The sequence below is a fragment of the Streptomyces panacea genome (genome assembly GCF_040560175.1).
GTDB classification, from domain to species: Bacteria; Actinomycetota; Actinomycetes; order Streptomycetales; family Streptomycetaceae; genus Streptomyces; species Streptomyces panacea.
Window position 1 is genome coordinate 1 of sequence record NZ_JARJHW010000151.1, and the last position, 17,998, is coordinate 17,998.

Sequence of the window (17,998 nt, forward strand, 5' to 3'; positions counted from 1 at the left end):
CCCCGGTCACCTTCATCGGCCTGACCCGCCCACCGGGCCTCCACCCGGACTCCCGGATCATCACCCCGGAAAACCTCCGCGACTTGATCCCGTCCTGACTGCTAGCGTTACCCGAGGTGAGGCCATGGACGGGCTTCCTTCTCACTTCTCAAATGAATTAGCCCCTCCGCTTCCCTCGCCACCGACATCGCGCCGGGGTGCCGAAAGGCACCCCGGCGTCGTCATGTCCGGGCGGCGCCGACGATCACCGGCGGCTGTTCATCCGGAGGCCGTTCCGCGCCCGCTCGCAGGTGGCCCGATCCTGCCTTGCCCTGCCCTGCCACTGTCGCAACGGAGAAGACAGCACTCCTGCACCTCGGCCCCAGCGGGCAGATCTTCGGCCGCGACTGATTCCCCCGCGCCCGCGACCCCGTACGAACAAGGTCGAAGGCCCCCGCTGCCAGCAGTGGGGGCCTTCAACTGTTGCCCGGTGAGAGCAATTGCGGAGGATACGAGATTCGAACGCGTGAGGGGTTGCCCCCCCAACACACACACGCTTTCCAAATGTTCGTCCGGGGTCTCGACGGCGGCTGTACGCATCCTGACCTGGTGCCGAACCTGGTGCCGAGTATTCGGGCGACCTCGATTGGTCACTCCCGAACGGATCCGAATGGGACCAGGCCCGAGACCACGCCGCCACCGGTGGTGGCAGGGATGGGGCAGGCCAGGGGTCTCGTCCTGCCATGGAGGGCAACTCAATGTGGCCGACTCGCACATCTTGAGGGCGTCCTTGCGGAATGATCGGTACGGAGCCGGCCGGGCTGTTGCGGCGGGTGATTCTTTGGGGGGAAATTGATCAATGGCGTGACGAACTCGCCTCACGCTGACGAAGCCGGTGGTGGGCGCGGGCTCTTCGACGGATTCGCCGAATACCGAACGCCGTCCGCGGAGGACTTTCAGCGGCTGTTCGCGACGGGGCTGGTAGTGGTCGACACCAACGTGCTGTTGACCCTCTACCGGTCGAACCAGCGGACCAGGGGCGACCTGCTCGCGGTGCTGGACCGGTTGCGCGAACGTCTGTGGGTACCGCACCAGGTCCTTACCGAATTCTGGCGCCTTCGGGAGCAGAGCACGATCCTTGGCCATCACAGTTTGAAGGCCAAGGAAGTCCGCTCGGCCCTGATCAAGGCCGGCCGATCGGCCAGCGACGCACTCGATCGGTGGCTGAAGCAGGTCCACGTCGGTGACGACGCGGAGATCAGCGGCATGATCGCCGAACGACGGGAGCAGCTCGACAGCGTTCTGCTCAGTCTGCAGTCCCTGATCGACGGCCAGGCAGGCAAAGACGCCCTCGCAGATGCCACCGACACGAACACCGATCCCGTACTGGCACGGCTGGAGCCGATACTCCAGGGTCGGATTGGCCCTCCACTCGCCGACCATGAACACGCGGCCGCACTGATCGAGGCGAAGCGACGCGGCGAGCACGAGATTCCCCCCGGCTACGAGGACTTCAAGACCAAGTCTGATGAACGGGCAGCAGGGGACTATCTCGTGTGGGAGCAGACCCTTGTAGAAGCCACGCGCCTTGGCTCCGAGGTGTTGTTCGTGACGGGAGACAGCAAAGAGGACTGGTGGAAGCAACGCGACGGAAACGTTGCGGCGAGGCCCCGCCCTGAACTGACGCAGGAGATGCTCCGCCGCACGGGACATCGACTATTCATGCTTCAGCCGAGCGGTCTGTTGGAGCAGGCCCGTCTGGTTCTGGATCTCGAGGTGGAGACTGCTTCGGTAAGAGATCTGGAGCAGTTGCAGACCACCACCCCCAGCGGTCCGGAATGGACCTCTGAAGCGCTCGAAGCTCTGGTGGATCTCTTACTCGGTCAGGCTGACGTCCAGGCGTATTCCATGCTAGAGGCTGCCCAGAAGGACGGATTCGTCAGCCGAGCGAAGGTCTACGAGATCGGCGGATACGCGGAAACACGGATGCTCCGGGGGTTTACTCGTCCTGTTAAGACAGCGACGAAGAGACTTGAAGAAAACGGCGTCGAAGTCGGAGACGCTGAGCATCTATTCTTCGCCGTCTACGATCGGGATTCTGATGCGGTCTCGGCGAAGGGCTTCCGGATTGCGCAGGAGGTCGTTCCCCTGCTGCGGCCAATCGCGCAGAAGATCCTGGGCGAAGATCCGTCGTCGGCCTGAATGGGTTTCTGCTGTTCCTGGGGTTGGGCAGCTTTTATGTCGGGGCGTTGGGCGCCCTCGCGGGGAGGAGATCACATGCATGATCCAGCGGATTCGATAGAGGCCGCCGGGCCTGAGGGAAACGATCGGAGCGATACCACCGACTCACGTGCCGCGGACTGTCCGGCACCCCACTCGGGCAGCGACTCGGCGGCGGCATCGACGGTCCTGATGGAGGTGCGGCCGGGGGTTGCCGTCGCCTTCGGGGAGGTCCCCCCGGAGCTCATCGCGGAGCTCGAGCTCTGTCCGATCGACCTGGGACTCGTGTCGGTTGACGATCGCATGCGGATCTCGACAGTCCTCGCCTCGATCGCCAACACGGCGACCGTGGGCGGCAACCTCGCAAACGCCTTCGCCGGCGTGGAGGGAATCTACCGGCTCAGCGACGTGACGCGGGCGTATCTGAGCGCTGGCGGGGCGCTCGCAGCCAAGGACGGCGCGAATCTCGGAGCGGTGCTCGCCAACGGCCGGGTAGTCCATCAGGCCCGTTTGATTCCTGTGGCTGCGGTGAGCGCGGCGGAGGTCGCCGTCGCGATCGGGCCGGCACTGGCCATGATCGCGCTTCAGATGCTGCTGAGCGAGGTCGCGGGCCTCGTACGAACCAACATCGCGCTGACAAGCCAGGTCCTCACGACCATGCGCCACGGGCAGTGGGCCGACCTGACGGCGCTCGTCGACACCGTCGATCGCGCGGTTGGCCGCGCGCGAGAGCTCGGATCGGTCACGACGACCGAGTGGGAAAAAGTCGCGGCCAAAGACGACGACCTGCGTAAGCAACGAGAAACGTACCGTCTGAACGTCGGCGAACACGTCCGACAGCTCAGTCAGCTCGACACACCTGGCCGCCGTCAGTATCTCGAGACAAACGCCAGGGCGATCATCTTCGATGCCCACGCCCTCCTGTCATCGCTCAAGGCATGGACCGGATACCAGGCGCTCCACGCTGCGCGTGCGAGAGCCGCGGGACGCAAAGACGATGACGAGGCACGGCTCGTCGAGATCATCGAGCGCGAGACCGGCGAGGAGTTCAACTCGGCCCTGGCCGAGACGACGAGCCTCGTCGACTCGCTGACGCGGGAGCTACGGATCATTGCCGAGCTCCCCGGACGCGCAACAGTGCCGCTGATAGGGAAGCGGAAGGACGCGAAAAAGGCTCGTCTCACGAGTGCTCAACTTCTGGAGGCTGTCCAGCCCCTTGCCGATGCTCTCCATTCACCAGCCCCTCCACTCCAAGTACCCGCTGTCGTCTGCGCGCCCAAGTCACAGGATGTCGAGCGTTACCTTCGTATCCTGCGATGGTTCCTTGAGGACGGTGAGACCCTCCGCGTACTCGGTCTCGATGCCCCCGCTCGAATCGGTGCGATCCTCGACGGAGCGAAGGGGAAGGTAGCGCCGGCGATGGATAAGACGGCGTCAAGGAATCTGGTCGCCGTCACGGATCGCCGCATCATCACGGCCAAGACGAACGCATTCCTCGGGCAGGGTGAGATCGGCCATGACATCCCGGTAGACCGAGTGCGATACATCCGAGCACCGGCCAAACGGGACGGAAACGGGCGCTTGGCGATCGACCTCATTACGCCCGAGGACAACATCCAGTGGCTCTTCGAATCCGACGTCGACAGCACCGACGTGACCGCGCTCGCCGCAGTGCTGGCCGAGTCGATGAACATCCCGGACGACGAACGAGTTCAGCTCCAACAGGGGCGCCATGCCCCGCTGGAGGCGGACACGAAGGGCGAGGGCGCCGGTACGAGATCTGTGGAACCGTCTGTATCCCAGGCCCGGACCGGCGATGCCGAATAAGACCCGGGCCAAGGAAGCAGTGCCGTAACCGATCACGCTCTCGGAGCCCCCGAGCACGGCGGCATCGTAGCCGTGCTCGGGAGCCGCCGCCCCTCACTGGTCTGCGGTGGTACGGAAGCGGAAGCGGAAGTCGATGTGCTGGTGGGCGGGCTCGTCCTTGGTGGGGCTGGCGTCGATGTGGTGGACCTCGATGTGTAGCGGGATCTCGCTGTGAGGTGTGACGACGCAGGGCGGGATGCCGGTCTCTTCGGCGAGTTCACAGCCGGCGGCTTGTAGGCGCGTGTTGTCGGAAGGCTCGATGTGGCCGCCGGGCTGCCATCCTGACACCGCAGGAGAACCGGCGGGAAATAGGGCTGACGTCCACGACTTGGGCCCGGGGCTTGGTCGGTGTGCGTCTCGTTCCAGGCTGGGAGACCACTGCGGCGGGAACGTCGCCCGACACGATCAAGACAACCGACACCCTGACCGCGCGACCGGCATTCCGTCACCTCAGCATGCGCATTTCGTCGGTAACCCGCTACAAGCCATGGGATGAGAAACACGCAGTTGGGTGTACTCGGGCATGAGCCGGTCGGGGAAGTAGGAGGGATCGGTCCGATCTCGGTGACCGCGTAAGTCACGTTCAGGCGATGTCGATGACCCGCCCGGTGATCTCCTCCGGCAGCAGCCGGATCCACAGCGGCCGCGACCCGCCCGCCCAGGGGCGTGATCCCGCCCGGTCGGCGAGGGTGTCCGTGGTCGCGGGATCTGTGACGTGCTCGGCCGCCCCCGTCAGCAGCACGCTCCAGCCACGCATCCGCTCCTCGTCCAGACGGTCGGCCTCGAAGGCGAGTGGTGTGCCCGCGCCGACCGCACCGACGCTTCCGGGCCGGGTCCGGTACACCACGCTCCGGCCGTCGACGAGAAAGTTGACCGGGACGATCACGGGCGCGGTATCCCCTCGGAGCCCCAGGCGCCCGACCCCGTGTGTTCCGAGCCGGTCCCAGCAGTCGCGCTCCGTGAGTCGCATCAGACGTGGATGGGCTCCGGCGTTCGCCTGACCAGGCGGCGGATCGACGCGTCCGTGAAGCAGTTCGTCGGACGTCATGTCCAGCGCCTCGGCCAGCCGGGTCAGTCCCTCCGGGTCGAAGTCGCCGCGCAGCGATGCCAGCTCCCGCAGGTAGGACGGGGACATCCGCGCGCGGTGCGCCAGCTCGGACAGCGAGAGCCCCAGCTGGATCCGGCGCAGCTCCACCCGGTCGGCCACGTCCTCCGACGTTCTGGGCACGTCCTCTGCCCCGCCGTCCGATGCTGCCCGCTCGTCCTGCCCCACCCTCGCCTCCATCGCCGACGCTCTTGGAACCGTTCCCAGATGAACACGGGGACTCGGCACCTCGCCAGCGGGACGGTGCCCGACTGGTCCTTTCGCGGAGCGTCAGGCCGACAGGCACCGTACGGGCGATTGCCCCTTCAGCCCCCGGTCAGGGCCTGTCGGCCCCTCCTGAGTCCCGCTCGGCGCGGCCACACTTGGGGAGTGGAGAGAAGGCCCGATCGAGGAGGGACCATGCGTCACACGCCGTACGTGGTTGCCGATGTGATGACGAACCCCGTCGTCGCGGTCGCTCCGCGGGCCGGGTTCAAGGAGATCGTCGAGACCTTGAGGAAGTGGAAGGTGAGTGCCGTTCCGGTTCTTGAGGGCGACGGACGTGTCACCGGGGTGGTCTCCGAGGCCGACCTGCTCGACAAGGAGGAATTCCGGGACGTGGACCCCAGCCGTCTGGAGCAGATGCGCCGTCTCGGCGACCTGCGCAAGGCAGGCGCGGTGTCGGCGCGCGAGCTCATGAGCGTGCCCGCCGTCACGGTCCGGGAGGACGCCACACTGGCTCAGGCGGCCCGGACCATGGCGCAGGACGGACTGAAGCGGCTGCCGGTGGTCGACGCCTCCGGGATGCTGCGCGGGATCGTCAGCCGCTCCGACCTGCTCAAGGTGTTCCTCCGGTCCGACGACGACCTCGCGGAGGAGGTACGCACGGAGGTGGTCGAGCCTCTCTTCCGCGTGTCCCGCGAGAACGTACTGGTCACGGTCGCCGAAGGGGTCGTCACGCTCAGCGGCGTAGTCCAGGACACCGCCCTTGTCCCGGTGGCGGCCCGTATGGTCCGGGCGGTCGAGGGAGTTGTGGATGTCGAGTGCGACCTGGTGGGGCCGCAGGCCGCGTCGATGGGCCTCTCGTCGTCGCAACCCCGGCCCTGAACGACTCCGCCCAGAGCCGTGCTTCCGTGAGCCCGCTGTCCGGTCAGGACGGGCCCTGTTCCGTTCCGCGCCCCGTTCCGCGCCCTGTTCCGCGCCCCGTTCCGGGACCGTCTCACCGGGGAAGCCGTCGGTGCACGTCGGAAGCCGACCCGGCCGCACCGTGTTCACGATGACCCTGCCGGCCCCGTCGGCGGACGCGTCGCGGACCCCAGGCTGAACCCGGGCAGATCGAGCCATCGAGCGGTACCGGGCGCGACCGCCGACTCGCTCCCGTCGAGCAGGACGCGTACGGGATCCTCATTCGACTCCGGCACGGCGACCCGCACCCGCTGTGCCCGGATCCGAAGGTCCACGTCCCAGTGGTTCAGATAGCGGATGCCGACCCGGAACTTCGACAGCTGCGGCAGCGGCGCGGGGTCGATCCACAGCCCGTCGTCGCGGGTTTCCAGCCCCGTCAGGCAGCGCTGTACGAAGTCCAGGGTCCCCGCCATGGCGCCCAGGTGGATCCCCTCGCCCGTGGTGCCGCCCTGAATGTCCGCCACGTCGCCGATGAGGGCCTCCTCGGCGTAGGCCCACGCCTCGTTCCTGCGTGCCCTGGCCAGCACCCACGCGCTGACCAGGGCGCTGAGCGTCGACCCATGGCTGGTGCGGGGCAGGTAGTAGTCGATCGTGGCACGCCAGGACTGGTCGTCGAGCCGGTGACCGAGCTGCTGGAAGAGACCCGCGAGTTCCCGTGGGGAGAAGAGGTAGCCGAGCATCAGCACGTCCGCCTGCTTCGACGCCTTGTACCGGTTGACCGAATCCCCCTCGGCCTCCAGAATCCGGTCCAGCCGTCGGATGTCGCCGTGCTGGTCGCGGTACCGGTCCCAGTCGAGTTCGGCGAGATCCGCGTATCCCTCGAACTGGCTGATCACGCCCTCGTGGTACGGCACGTGGAGGCGGTGTGCGACATCGTCCCAGCGCTCCGGCTCGGCCGGATCCATCCGAAGGCGCTCGAAGAGTTCCTGCCGACGCGGGTGCGGGAGGGCACGGCTGAGTTCCAGTGCCCGTGCCAGTACCCATGCGGCGGTGACGTTCGTGTACGCGTTGTCGTCGAGCCCCGGCGCGGCGGAGCCCGGGTAGGCGTCGTGGTACTCGTCGGGACCGACCACGCCCCGGACGCGATAGCGCTCCAGCGACGAGTCCCAGACAGCCGCGTCCGCCCAGAAGCGGGCGATCTGGACAAGCATCTCCGCGCCCTGGCCGTAGAGAAACTCCTTGTCGCCGCTCGCCCGGGCGTACTGCCACACGTTGTAGGCGACCGCCGATCCGACGTGGTGCTGAAGATGGGAGTGGTCGGGCAGCCAGCGGCCCGAGCGAGGGTTCAGGTGGAGTTCCGGCGCCTCCTCGCGCCCGTCGCTCCCGCTCTGCCACGGGTACATGGCCCCCACGCGTCCCGCGTCCCCGGCGGCCCGGCAGGCCGCCGCCAGGCGTCGGTGCCGGTAGCCGAGCAGCGCCCGGGAGACCTCCGGGAAGTGGAGGTTCAGATAGGGCAGGACGAACAGTTCGTCCCAGAAGACATGTCCGCGGTACGCCTCGCCGTGCAGCCCTCTCGCGGGTACCCCGACATCCAGCTCGGCGGTGTGCGGCGAGAGGGTCTGGAGTACGTGGAAAAGGTGCAGCCGCAGGATCGTGCCCGCCTTGCCGGGTACGTCCAGAGCCGCCCGCCGCCAGATGTACTCCCAGGCACGGTGGTGCGAGGCGAGCAGCTGTGGGAAACCCGGGGCCCGCCCCACGGCGTCGATCGAGGCGCGCCGGGGACCACTGATCGCCGGATCGCGGGAGGTGTGCAACGCGACCGTCTTGTCGACGACCACCGTCGCGCCGCACTCGACTGGGATCGTCAGGCTCTGGACGGCCCGCCGGTCGGTGAGCCGCGTGTCGGCCTCGATGCCGCGGCGGCCGACCACCCGCACCCGCGAGGCCAGCGCGACACGGATGTCGGAGTCGAGGGTGCGACAGCACAGCCACACCGTGCCGGGCCTCCCGGTGCCGGTACGCCACCTTGTCAGGTGCCGGTTCGCGAGATCCGCGTAGCGATCGACGCCGGTGTTCCGTACATCGCCGTCGAGGGCCGCTTCGACCTCCACTTCGCCCGTCCAGCCCTCGGCGGTGAACGAGGTTCGCTGCGCGGCCAGATGGGGCTCTTCCATATGAACCAGCCGGCACTGTTCCACGCGTAGCCGGCGTGCCCCGCCGTCCTCGGCCGCCGTGTACACCGACCGGCGGGTGAGTGTGCCGTGCCGAAGATCCAGCGTCTGCCTGTGCTCGACCAGCTCGGCACCGCCGGGCGACAGCCATGGTCCGGGGCGCGCGCCGTCGACGCGTACGCGGTAGCGGAGCGGCAGCCAGTTGGGCAGGTTGACCATGTCCTCGTTCTCGACCCGGCGTCCCGCGACGTCGGACGTCAACCGGTTGTAGCAGCCCGCCGCGTAGGTGCCCGGCCGGTGCGAGGCGCCCGCAGTGGTCTCCGAAGCGGATCCGCGGGTGGCGAAGTAGCCGTTGCCCAGGGTGCACAGAGCTTCGCGCAGGCGTTCTCGCTCCGGCTCGAAGCCCTCGTAGGTCCATGTCCACGCGTGCGCCGTCGGGCCCTCGTCGCGGTGGCGGCTCAACGCGGGGGCCCGTCGCCGTCGTCGGAGACGGGCCGCCGGGTCCGGTCGGCCACCTCGGGAAGGTCCGTCCCGTGCTCCCGCCGCTCGCTCGTGGCCTCCATGCCCGGTACGGGCAGGTCGCCCAGCACGCGTGTCGGTTCGTGCGGGCTCGCGCCGGGACGGTCGACCTGCACGGCGTACGGCTCCAGGGCCGGTACGGGCAGGTCCCGCGGGAGCGGACCGCCATTGGCGCGCGGATTCGAGCCGCGTCGGCGCGCACCTTCGGGGGCGCACGCCAGGACGTGCGCGAGGGGGCGAGCGTCACGTTCGCCCCCTCCCGGGCGAGCGTCACGGTCGATCACGGGCCGGCGCGCGCGTTCGGTGACGTCTCGGCCGCGGCCGGTGCGCTGGATGAGGGCGATGGTGCCCGGCGCGGTGTCCATGCCCTCGGCCATGGCGCGGTGGACGGCGTACGGCTCGTCTCCCGTGACGTGCGGCATCTCGTGGACGTGCGGCACCCCGTGGACGTGCGGCACCTCGTGACCGTAGCCGCGCAGCAACTCGTCCAGTGCCGTGGCGGTGACCGGCTCGTGTGCCGACGTGCTCGCGTCTCGCATCGCTTCCTCCGGAATGAAGCCTGGGCCGACTTCAAGCCTCCCCCCGGCGGGCACTCCCGGCCAACGCACCACAGGTCCCGGCCCGGGGCCCTGTCGGCCCCTGAACGTGGGAGACCGGGCGGGTGGCGCATGGGCCCGTTCGGCCCTGGCCGGGCCCCGGAAGGTGGGCAAGGATGGAAGCCGGGCTTGGTCCACGAGCGGCGGAAGGGCCGACATGAGCGAGGTACGTGAGTTTTCGCCGTCGAACCCGATCCGGGTCTTCCTGCTCGACGACCACGAGGTCGTCCGGCGCGGCGTACAGGATCTTCTCGACGCCGAACCTGATATCGAGGTGGTCGGCGACACGGGTACGGCGGCCCACGCGCTGGCCCGGGGCCCGGCGCTGCGCCCGGATGTCGCCGTGCTCGACGTACGGCTTCCCGACGGTGACGGAATCACGGTCTGCCGGGAACTGCGCTCGCTCATGCCCGGCCTCGCGTGCCTGATGCTCACGTCGTTCGACGACGACGACGCACTCCTCGACGCGATCATGGCCGGGGCGGCGGGATATGTGCTGAAGGAAATCAACGGATCGGACCTGGTGGCCGCCGTGCGGACGGTCGCCTCCGGGCAGTCCATGCTCGACCCGGCGACCACGACCCGGCTGATGAGGAGTCTCCGCGGCGACGAGGACGATACGGAGCACGAGCAGGACGCCCTGTCGCAGCTCACTCCCCGTGAGCGGGAGATTCTCGCGTTGATCGGGGAAGGGCTCACCAACCGCGAGATCGGCGGACGGATCTACCTGTCCGAGAAGACGGTCAAGAATCACATCTCGCGGCTGCTTGCCAAACTCGGTGTCGAGCGGCGTATCCAGGCCGCTGTTCTCGCCACACAGGCGGCTTCCCGGGCCCACGACGGCACGGGCTCCTCCGACGTCCGCGGCGGCGGCTGGCGCTGATCAGCGCGGATCCGGTTTCCTGGGAGCGGAGCGGATCCGGCTCCCTGGGATGAGCCGCCGCACGGGCACGGCCCGGGTGTCGGCTCGCACGGGCACGGGCCGCTCGCACGGGCACGGGCCGGGTGCCGGCTCGTCACTCGACCGGCAGTGCGCGCTCGCTCTCGTACGCGGCGTCGATGCCCAGGAGACGGACACGGGTCGCCTGGAGGCGGTCCGCCACCACTTCCAGCACACGCCGGGTCAGCGCGAGCCCGAGGACGGGATCCTCGTTGCACAGGGCGCGTACGGCTCGTGCGTCGAACTCGTCCGCTCGGACCAGGCTGAAGGCTTCGGCGCCCAGATGCCAGGTGTACGGCGGTACCAGCCACGACCATCCCAGGAGGTCGCCGTGGCCCAGCATGTCCAGCGTGCCCACGTCCCGTCCGGGGCCGCGCAGATCGAGGTTGACCGCTCCGGTCCGGATGACCCAGAACCGGTCCGCCGGACCCCGGTCCTCGAAGATCCGGGTACCCGCCGGGATGGACACCGGCCGGGCGAATTCCATCAGACGCTCCCTTCCCTGAAGGGGCAGAGTGTTCAGCAGAGTCATGGACATGGCCGTACCTCCCGGGTCCGCTCCGGCGGTTGTCCTGCCAACCCCGCCGGACGGGTCTTGCCTCCAAGGATGCCTGCCGTGGCCGACCGACGAGCAGGGGCCGTCCGGCATCACGGGTGGCCCGAACGGCCCCCTGGCTCCCACCACCCGGGCGGATGTCCGGACGCCGGGATCACCGCGGGACGACCGGCACCGTCCATACGAGCCGCGTACCTCCGTCTTCGGGCGCTTCGACCGTCATGGTGCCGCCCAGTCCATGGGCCCGCTTGGCGAGGTTTCCCAGGCCGCTTCGCCGGCGGTTCGTCCCGATCCCCAGTCCGTTGTCCGAGACCGACAGCGTCAGTGTTCCGCCGCGGACCACCAGGGACACGGACGCCGAGGTGGCGTGTGCGTGCCGTGTGACGTTGCTGAGCGCCTCCGCGAGGACGGCGACGACATGCTCGGCGGTCTCCGGTGGCACATCCGTGTCGAGCAGGCCCTCCATGCGCAGGGACGGCGTGAAACCGAGAGAGCGCACCGCCTGCTGGACCGTGTCGGTGGCGCGGGACCTGAGCCCGCGTTTGGACCGCCCCGCTTCCTGGACGCGCAGCCCGAAGATTGTCGAGCGAATGATCTTGATGGTCTCGTCGAGGTCGTCCACGGCCCGCAGCAGCCGCTCCTGGGCTCCGGGATGGTCGACGAACCGGACGACGCTCTGCAGGGTCATCCCCGTGGCGAAGAGTCGCTGGATCGCCAGATCGTGCAGGTCCTGGGCAATGCGGTCACGGTCCTCCAGCACGGACATCTGCTCGGAGGCATGCCGGCGTTCGGCGAGTTCCATGGCCAGTGCAGCCTGTGCGGCGAACGTCTGGAGGGGAGCGGTCTCGGCCGGGGTGAACAGGGCGCCCGAGCTGAGCCTGGCCAGCAGAAGGACACCGCGCACCTCCTCGCTGGCGATCATCGGTACCGCGACGGCCGGTCCCAGACCGGCCCACCGCGGCGGGCCGGCGGTAATCCTGGGGTCGTGCTCGACATCGGCGCTGATGAGCGGCTTGCCGGCGCGCAGAGCGGCACCGCTGAACGAACCCTCGCGCGGAAGAAGCAGACCCCGGTGGGCATCGGCGTCGACTCCGACGGCGAGAGCGACACGGAGCTGCGTGCCGCCCCTGTCAGGGAGAGCGAGGACCCCCAGATCGGCGGCGAGGATATGACTCGCCCTGTCCACGATCAGTCGCAGCGCCTGTGTCTCGTCCGCCCCTGACAGCAGTTCGGCCACGACCTCGGCGTTGGCCCGCAGCCAGCTCTGCCTGTCCCGTGCGGTCTCGTAGAGCCGTGCGTTCTCGATCGCCACTCCGGCGGCCACGGCGAGAGTGGCGAGCACGGTCTCGTCGTCGTGGTCGAAATCCCCGCCGCCGCGCTTCTCGGTCAGGTAGAGGTTGCCGAACACGTCGTCGCGGACCCTGATCGGCACGCCGAGGAACGAGTGCATGGGGGGATGGTTCGACGGAAATCCGTAGGACGCCGGATGGCTCGTGAGATCCGACAGACGCAGCGGCTCGGGATGACGGATGAGTTCACCCAGGATGCCGTGTCCACGGGGAAGATGTCCGATGGCGGCTGCCTGGTCCTGGTCCACGCCGACAGTCACGAACTGGGAGAGGCGCATGTCCTCCTCCACGACACCCAGCGCTCCGTACTCGGCATCGACCAGCACCACCGCCGCTTCCACGATGCGCCGCAGTACTTGGGGTAGGTCCAGTCCCCGTCCGACCGAGAGCACGGCCTGGAGCAGGCTCTGCACCGATTCGGGATTGCCGTCCTGCACGGTGCCGAGCTGGGCCCACAGCTCTTCGGGCAGGACGCCTTGCCGTTCCGGTACGCCGTCGCCGTACCTGCCCGGGTCGTCGGCCACGAATCCTCCGTCGGGGCAGTGCTGCCGTCGGGCCCCTCTTCGACCCGCGTTGTCGGGCCCCTCTTCGACCCGCGTTTCTCACGGTAGCGACTGCTTTCGTCACCGCATCCCGAAGTGCCGCCCCGTTCTCGGATCCCGGACCGCCGCCAGGGGAGGCGGGCGGTGTCAGGCGGACGGGCCGCCTCAGGCGGACGCGCCTCCTCAGGCCGGGGGCGGAGCCGACGGACTCCGATTCCGGCCCAGGTCGATCCGGCGCCCGGTGACCTCGGTCGGGGTGACGACGATCCACAGCCCGCGGTCGCCGCCGGCCCAAGGGGTGGTGTGAGCCAGCTCTTCCAGACGCAGTACCCGCCCGGGATCGGTTACCGCCTGGGCGCCACCGACGACGAGGACGCTCCAGCCCTGACTGAACGCTTCGTCGATGTGGTCCACCTCGAAAGCGACTTCATGGCCCTGGGCCGCTGCCGGCCCACCTTCCGGCGATGTCCGGAAAGCCACCAGATCCCCGTCGACCGTGTAGTTGACGGGGAAGACGGCCGGACTGCCGTGCGGGGTGACGGCCACCCTTCCCACTCCGTGGGTGGACAGAAGGTGCCTGCACTCCTCGGCGGACAAGGCGGTCAGCTCCGGATCACGGCCTGCCGCCCCGAGGCCGGGCGGAAGATCCGCCGTCCCGCCGACCAGCTCCGTGACCGTGGTCTCCAGCGCGTCGGCCAGACGCAGCAGGAAGCCGGTCCCGGGCGCTGCCGCCCGCTCCTCCAGGTACTGGATGTAGCCGGGGGCCGAGCCCGCCCGCACCGCCACGTCTTCACGCGTCAGCCCCATTTCCTGACGCCGGGCCGCTACGCGACGGCCCAGATCAGACCCGTGCGTGACGGAGGTGCCGGGCAAGGAACCCCGGTCCCGGTCGGTCATCGCGGTCGCCTCCTCGTGCTGCCGTTCTCTCCAGGACAACCTTCAGCGCCCCGCTGTCGGCCGCGGCGGTGAAGACCCCGTAAGCCTCTTCCATCTGGTCGAGGGTGAAGCTGTGCGTGACCAGGGACCCCGTTGACACCGGACGGCTTCCCACCGAGCCGGTCGTGATCGTCACGTCCTTGATCCACAGGTCCTCCGGATGGAGCGCGGCCGGGGTCGTCCCCCTCGATGGACGGGTGGTCCCGCTCGTCGGAGAGCAGGACCCACGTGTCCGTCATCCGCAAGGTCGCCCTGCGGATGACCGCGAGGTCGCCCTGCGCAGCCGCGCCTCCCGCGCGGCCCAGGGCGCGGCGGTGAGGGACTCGGGCGTGCCGTCCAGGCCGACGGTGACCGCCCGGTTCATGATGCCCTCCGCCTTCCGGCGGATTCGCCGAGGCCGGTCTCCTCCGACGGATGTTTGAGGTCTTCGGAGACCGCCACGACACCGTCCACGCTGCCGCACAGCCGCAGAAGAACCGCGACCGTGTGTTCGTCGTCCACCGCGCCGTGGAGCGAGACCTGCCCCTCCTCGACGTCGGCCATCACGGCCGACGGTGCCAGCCGCAGTGTCCGCGCCAGGATGTCCCGCGAGATCTCCTCGCGGATGGCGCTGTCCCGTCGGAGAAAGACACGCAGGAGGTCGGACCGGCTGACGATGCCCAGCAGCTTGTCCGTCTCGTCCACCACGGGCAGCCGTTTGACGTGTTCGTCAGCCATGAGGCGCGCGGCCTCCACGACCGTCCACCGGGGGTGCGCGCAGATGGCCGGGGCGGTCATGATCTCCGCTGCGACCACGCCCTCCGCCCTGGCGCGTTCCCATGCTTCGAGGTGGGGCAGTGGCGTCCTGCCTGACATGTCGGATCTGTTGGCCGCCTTGCGCAGCAGGTCGGCCTCGGAGACGACGCCGACCGGACGGCTCCCGTCGTCCAGCACGGGCACGGCGCCGATGCCGTGATCCGACAGGGCTCTGGCGATCTCCTTGAACGGGGTGTCGAGTCGCACGCTCACGACGTCGCGGGTCATGAGTTCACCGATGCTTCGGTGGTCCATGTCCTGCACTCCTTCCAGGGCTGTGGCCGCCCAGCCGCGGTCACGCCTTCAATCCTGACTCCCGTCGGCACGGCACCCCAGGTGCCACTCAGCCCTATCGGGCGGCGACAGGCCCCGGGAGGGGCGTCCACAGGGGGTCGACAGGGCTCCGGGCGGGGGACTGTCGGCCCCTCCCCCGAACCCGGCGGTGCCGCCACGCTGGAAGGACGACAAGGTCCAGGAGGCACCGTGTCCGTAGAGACGATCGACGAACGGACAGTGACGGAGCTCGTGTCCGACGCCACCGCCGCACCGTCGATGCACAACGCACAGCCGTGGCTGTTCCGGTACGCCCCGAGCACGGGGACCTTCACGTTGTCCGCGGACCTTGCCCGCGCCATGCCGCACGAGGACCGGGACGGACACGGCCTGCACGTCGGGTGCGGAGCCGCCCTCCTGAACCTGCGGGTGGCACTCGCACACCTCGGGCGGCGCGTCGAGACGACGCTGCTGCCCGATCCGGCGGCTCCGAGGCTGCTGGCGACCGTACGTGTCGGAGCCCGCACGTCGGTGGACGCTCTCGGCGACCTGTATCCGGCGATTCGCGAACGGCACACGAGCCGGTTCCCGTTCTCCGAGCGTCGGATTCCCACCGCACTGCGGGAAACGCTCGGGGAAGCGGCCCGGCTGGAAGGCGCCGAACTGGTCTTTCTCTCGCCCCCGCACCTTCATGCCGTGCTGGATCTGATCCGAGACGGCGAGAGCTACAACCTCATGGACCCCGAGCGGGACGCCGAACGAGCGAGCTGGACCAGGAACTCCAAGACCGACGGAACCACCGACGGGGTGCCGGACTACGCCTTCGGGCCGCGCAAGCGCGGTGGAACCGCCCCGGCCCGCGACTTCGCCGGGCTCGACGCGGTGAGCGGCCGGCCCACGGCCGACTTCGAGGATCGGCCCCAGCTGGCCCTCCTCAGCACGGCGGCGGACGGTCCCGCCGACTGGCTGCGGGCGGGACAGGCACTGGAGCGGCTGCTCCTCGTCGCCACGGGGCACGGGCTGACGAGTTCGTTCGCCACCCAGGCGCTCGAATGGTCCGACCTGCGGTGGCTGCTGCGCGATCCGGTCTCAGGCTCGGGGCATGTGCAGATGATCCTCCGGCTGGGATACGGCCCCCGCGGACCGAGGACACAACGTCGGCCCGTGCGTGAGGTGCTGACGTTCGCCGACTGAGCAAGGGATCTTCCTGGACGCATAAGAAGGGCTATGGCGTTGCCCGTTCGCGGTGAACCCCACTTGCGAACCGGACGGAGCCTTCGGGGCGGCCTCGTTCACCGAGGTGCCGGTCCGATCGCGGCAACTGCGACCAGAACTGCAACCACACACGTCGAAGGCCCGCCATCGCTAGCGACGGCGGGCCTTCAACTATTGCCCGGTGAGAGCAATGGCGGAGGATACGAGATTCGAACTCGTGAGGGGTTGCCCCCAACACGCTTTCCAAGCGTGCGCCCTAGGCCACTAGGCGAATCCTCCGCGACGAACCATACAAGACGTTGAGCGGTGCTCGCGAACTCGTTGTCGGGGGTGGGCATCGGGTACTGTGAGCGCAGCCCCTCACGTGGCGCTATCTGACTGAACTCCCCCAGGGCCGGAAGGCAGCAAGGGTAGGTTGGCTCTGGCGGGTGCGTGGGGGGCGTCTGCGTTGGCGGGGGTGGGATGTCGTAGCGGGCCGATATCGTCGTAGGTGTGTCGTCCCTAGCGCTGTACCGCCGTTACCGCCCCGAGTCGTTCGCCGAGGTCATCGGGCAGGAGCATGTCACTGACCCGCTGCAGCAGGCCCTGCGCAACAACCGGGTCAATCACGCGTACCTGTTCAGCGGGCCGCGGGGCTGTGGGAAGACCACCAGTGCGCGCATCCTCGCGCGCTGTCTGAACTGCGAGCAGGGGCCCACGCCGACCCCCTGCGGGGTCTGCCAGTCCTGTCAGGACCTGGCCAGGACCGGGCCCGGGTCGATCGATGTCATCGAGATCGACGCCGCTTCGCACGGTGGTGTGGACGACGCCCGTGATCTGCGCGAGAAGGCCTTCTTCGGGCCGGCCGGCAGTCGTTACAAGATCTACATCATCGACGAGGCGCACATGGTCACCCCGGCGGGCTTCAACGCCCTGCTGAAGGTCGTCGAGGAGCCGCCGGAGCATCTCAAGTTCATCTTCGCGACCACCGAGCCCGAGAAGGTCATCGGCACGATCCGGTCGCGTACGCACCACTATCCGTTCCGGCTGGTGCCGCCCGGGACGCTGCGGGACTACCTCGGCAAGGTGTGCGGCGAGGAGCGGATCCCGGTCGCCGAAGGTGTGCTGCCGCTCGTCGTGCGGGCCGGTGCCGGGTCCGTGCGGGACTCGATGTCCGTCATGGACCAGCTCCTCGCGGGTGCCGCCGAGGACGGTGTGACGTACGCCATGGCGACGGCGCTGCTCGGGTACACGGACAGTTCGCTGCTCGATTCCGCGATCGACGCCTTCGCGGCGGGCGACGGGGCGGCGGCCTTCGAGGTCGTGGACCGGGTCATCGAGGGCGGCAACGACCCGCGGCGCTTCGTCGCCGACCTGTTGGAGCGGCTGCGGGACCTGGTCATCCTGGCCGCCGTTCCGGACGCCGGTACGAAGGGGCTCATCGACGCGCCCGACGACGTGGTCCAGCGGATGCAGGACCAGGCGTCGGTCTTCGGGGCCGCCGAGTTGAGCCGGGCCGCCGACCTCGTCAACACCGGGCTCACCGAGATGCGGGGCGCCACCTCACCCAGGCTCCAGCTCGAACTGATCTGCGCGCGCGTGCTGCTGCCCGCCGCCTTCGACGACGAACGGTCCGTACAGACGCGGCTCGACCGGCTGGAGCGGGGGGTGTCCGCGGCGGCGTTCTCCACCGGGGGGCCCGCCCCCGCCATGGGGTACGTCCCCGGGCCCGAGGCCCACCCCGCGGGACCGGGCAGCGGACCCGTGGCGGCGCGGGCCGCCGTACAGGGCGGTGGGGGAGGCGAGGGCGGCGGTACGCCCGGGCCCGGGCCGGTGGCCACGCCTCCCGAGCC

General features: G+C 69.1%; 14 protein-coding genes, 1 tRNA gene, 1 other RNA gene and 2 pseudogenes. 7 read left to right on the plus strand and 11 right to left on the minus strand.

Annotated features, from left to right (window positions below):
- Positions 1-843: 843 nt before the first annotated feature.
- On the plus strand, positions 844-2,181 hold the full coding sequence (locus P3L51_RS27400) for a PIN-like domain-containing protein (RefSeq protein WP_354607980.1): 1,338 nt from the start codon (positions 844-846) through the stop codon (positions 2,179-2,181).
- Between the two features lie 75 nt (positions 2,182-2,256).
- Complete coding sequence (locus P3L51_RS27405; RefSeq protein WP_354607981.1) at positions 2,257-4,026, plus strand: hypothetical protein; 1,770 nt, start codon at positions 2,257-2,259, stop codon at positions 4,024-4,026.
- A gap of 93 nt (positions 4,027-4,119) precedes the next feature.
- Here P3L51_RS27405 and P3L51_RS27410 read toward each other — a convergent pair whose 3' ends face one another.
- Together P3L51_RS27410 and P3L51_RS27415 are read right to left on the minus strand one after the other, a co-directional pair.
- Positions 4,120-4,353 (minus strand): NUDIX domain-containing protein, encoded by a 234-nt coding sequence (locus P3L51_RS27410; protein ID WP_354607982.1) that lies wholly within the window; start codon positions 4,351-4,353, stop codon positions 4,120-4,122.
- 295 nt (positions 4,354-4,648) lie between these two features.
- The gene (locus P3L51_RS27415) at positions 4,649-5,293 is read right to left on the minus strand and encodes a helix-turn-helix domain-containing protein (protein WP_354607983.1); all 645 of its coding nucleotides are present in this window, start codon (positions 5,291-5,293) and stop codon (positions 4,649-4,651) included.
- Between the two features lie 276 nt (positions 5,294-5,569).
- Between P3L51_RS27415 and P3L51_RS27420 the strand changes: the two genes are divergently transcribed.
- The gene (locus tag P3L51_RS27420; RefSeq protein WP_354607984.1) at positions 5,570-6,256 is read left to right on the plus strand and encodes a CBS domain-containing protein; all 687 of its coding nucleotides are present in this window, start codon (positions 5,570-5,572) and stop codon (positions 6,254-6,256) included.
- Between the two features lie 164 nt (positions 6,257-6,420).
- Here P3L51_RS27420 and P3L51_RS27425 read toward each other — a convergent pair whose 3' ends face one another.
- Together P3L51_RS27425 and P3L51_RS27430 are read right to left on the minus strand one after the other, a co-directional pair.
- Positions 6,421-8,907 (minus strand): glycoside hydrolase family 65 protein, encoded by a 2,487-nt coding sequence (locus tag P3L51_RS27425; protein WP_354607985.1) that lies wholly within the window; start codon positions 8,905-8,907, stop codon positions 6,421-6,423.
- Positions 8,904-9,503, minus strand: a complete 600-nt coding sequence (locus P3L51_RS27430; RefSeq protein WP_354607986.1) for a hypothetical protein — start codon at positions 9,501-9,503, stop codon at positions 8,904-8,906. Before P3L51_RS27430 ends, P3L51_RS27425 begins: the two co-directional genes overlap by 4 nt.
- Before the next feature lie 214 nt (positions 9,504-9,717).
- Here P3L51_RS27430 and P3L51_RS27435 point away from each other — a divergent pair, with 214 nt between their 5' ends.
- Positions 9,718-10,443 carry a response regulator gene (locus P3L51_RS27435; protein ID WP_354607987.1) on the plus strand — a complete coding sequence of 242 codons (726 nt, stop codon included), beginning with the start codon at positions 9,718-9,720 and terminating at the stop codon, positions 10,441-10,443.
- A gap of 133 nt (positions 10,444-10,576) precedes the next feature.
- Here P3L51_RS27435 and P3L51_RS27440 read toward each other — a convergent pair whose 3' ends face one another.
- The 6 genes and pseudogenes from P3L51_RS27440 to P3L51_RS27465 all read right to left on the minus strand — a co-directional run bounded on the left by P3L51_RS27440 (position 10,577) and on the right by P3L51_RS27465 (position 14,933).
- On the minus strand, positions 10,577-10,987 hold the full coding sequence (locus P3L51_RS27440) for a cyclic nucleotide-binding domain-containing protein (RefSeq protein WP_354607988.1): 411 nt from the start codon (positions 10,985-10,987) through the stop codon (positions 10,577-10,579).
- Between the two features lie 223 nt (positions 10,988-11,210).
- The gene (locus P3L51_RS27445; RefSeq protein WP_354607989.1) at positions 11,211-12,929 is read right to left on the minus strand and encodes a sensor histidine kinase; all 1,719 of its coding nucleotides are present in this window, start codon (positions 12,927-12,929) and stop codon (positions 11,211-11,213) included.
- A gap of 201 nt (positions 12,930-13,130) precedes the next feature.
- A complete protein-coding gene (locus P3L51_RS27450; RefSeq protein ID WP_354607990.1) occupies positions 13,131-13,844 on the minus strand; it encodes a helix-turn-helix domain-containing protein in 714 nt (237 codons plus the stop codon).
- Positions 13,789-14,058: pseudogene (locus tag P3L51_RS27455) on the minus strand (hypothetical protein); the annotation flags it as partial. The pseudogene P3L51_RS27455 and the gene P3L51_RS27450, both read right to left, overlap by 56 nt.
- 102 nt (positions 14,059-14,160) lie before the next feature.
- Positions 14,161-14,247, minus strand: a pseudogene (locus tag P3L51_RS27460) (universal stress protein); the annotation flags it as partial.
- Entirely contained in the window at positions 14,244-14,933 is a 690-nt protein-coding gene (locus P3L51_RS27465) for a CBS domain-containing protein (protein ID WP_354607991.1), read from the minus strand. The gene P3L51_RS27465 and the pseudogene P3L51_RS27460, both read right to left, overlap by 4 nt.
- Positions 14,934-15,161: 228 nt before the next feature.
- Here P3L51_RS27465 and P3L51_RS27470 point away from each other — a divergent pair, with 228 nt between their 5' ends.
- Positions 15,162-16,145: an Acg family FMN-binding oxidoreductase gene (locus P3L51_RS27470; protein WP_354607992.1), complete on the plus strand. Its 984-nt coding sequence runs from the start codon at positions 15,162-15,164 to the stop codon at positions 16,143-16,145.
- A 212-nt stretch (positions 16,146-16,357) separates the two neighbouring features.
- On the opposite strand, the gene P3L51_RS27475 is transcribed toward P3L51_RS27470, so the two are convergent.
- Positions 16,358-16,445: transfer RNA gene (locus tag P3L51_RS27475), tRNA-Ser, on the minus strand.
- A 73-nt stretch (positions 16,446-16,518) separates the two neighbouring features.
- Here P3L51_RS27475 and ffs point away from each other — a divergent pair.
- An RNA gene (gene ffs / locus P3L51_RS27480) (signal recognition particle sRNA small type) lies at positions 16,519-16,613 on the plus strand.
- Between the two features lie 45 nt (positions 16,614-16,658).
- Positions 16,659-17,998: DNA polymerase III subunit gamma and tau (locus P3L51_RS27485; RefSeq protein WP_354607993.1), on the plus strand; the 1,340-nt coding region annotated here is incomplete at its 3' end.

Excerpts from the sequence above, each read along its gene's own strand:
- P3L51_RS27420 (WP_354607984.1), top strand. The coding sequence starts at position 5,570 with ATGCGTCACACGCCGTACGTGGTTGCCGATGTGATGACGAACCCCGTC.
- P3L51_RS27465 (WP_354607991.1), bottom strand. The coding sequence starts at position 14,933 with ATGGACCACCGAAGCATCGGTGAACTCATGACCCGCGACGTCGTGAGC.
- P3L51_RS27430 (WP_354607986.1), bottom strand. The coding sequence starts at position 9,503 with ATGCGAGACGCGAGCACGTCGGCACACGAGCCGGTCACCGCCACGGCA.
- P3L51_RS27440 (WP_354607988.1), bottom strand. The coding sequence starts at position 10,987 with ATGGAATTCGCCCGGCCGGTGTCCATCCCGGCGGGTACCCGGATCTTC.
- P3L51_RS27405 (WP_354607981.1), top strand. The coding sequence starts at position 2,257 with ATGCATGATCCAGCGGATTCGATAGAGGCCGCCGGGCCTGAGGGAAAC.
- P3L51_RS27450 (WP_354607990.1), bottom strand. The coding sequence starts at position 13,844 with ATGACCGACCGGGACCGGGGTTCCTTGCCCGGCACCTCCGTCACGCAC.
- P3L51_RS27435 (WP_354607987.1), top strand. The coding sequence starts at position 9,718 with ATGAGCGAGGTACGTGAGTTTTCGCCGTCGAACCCGATCCGGGTCTTC.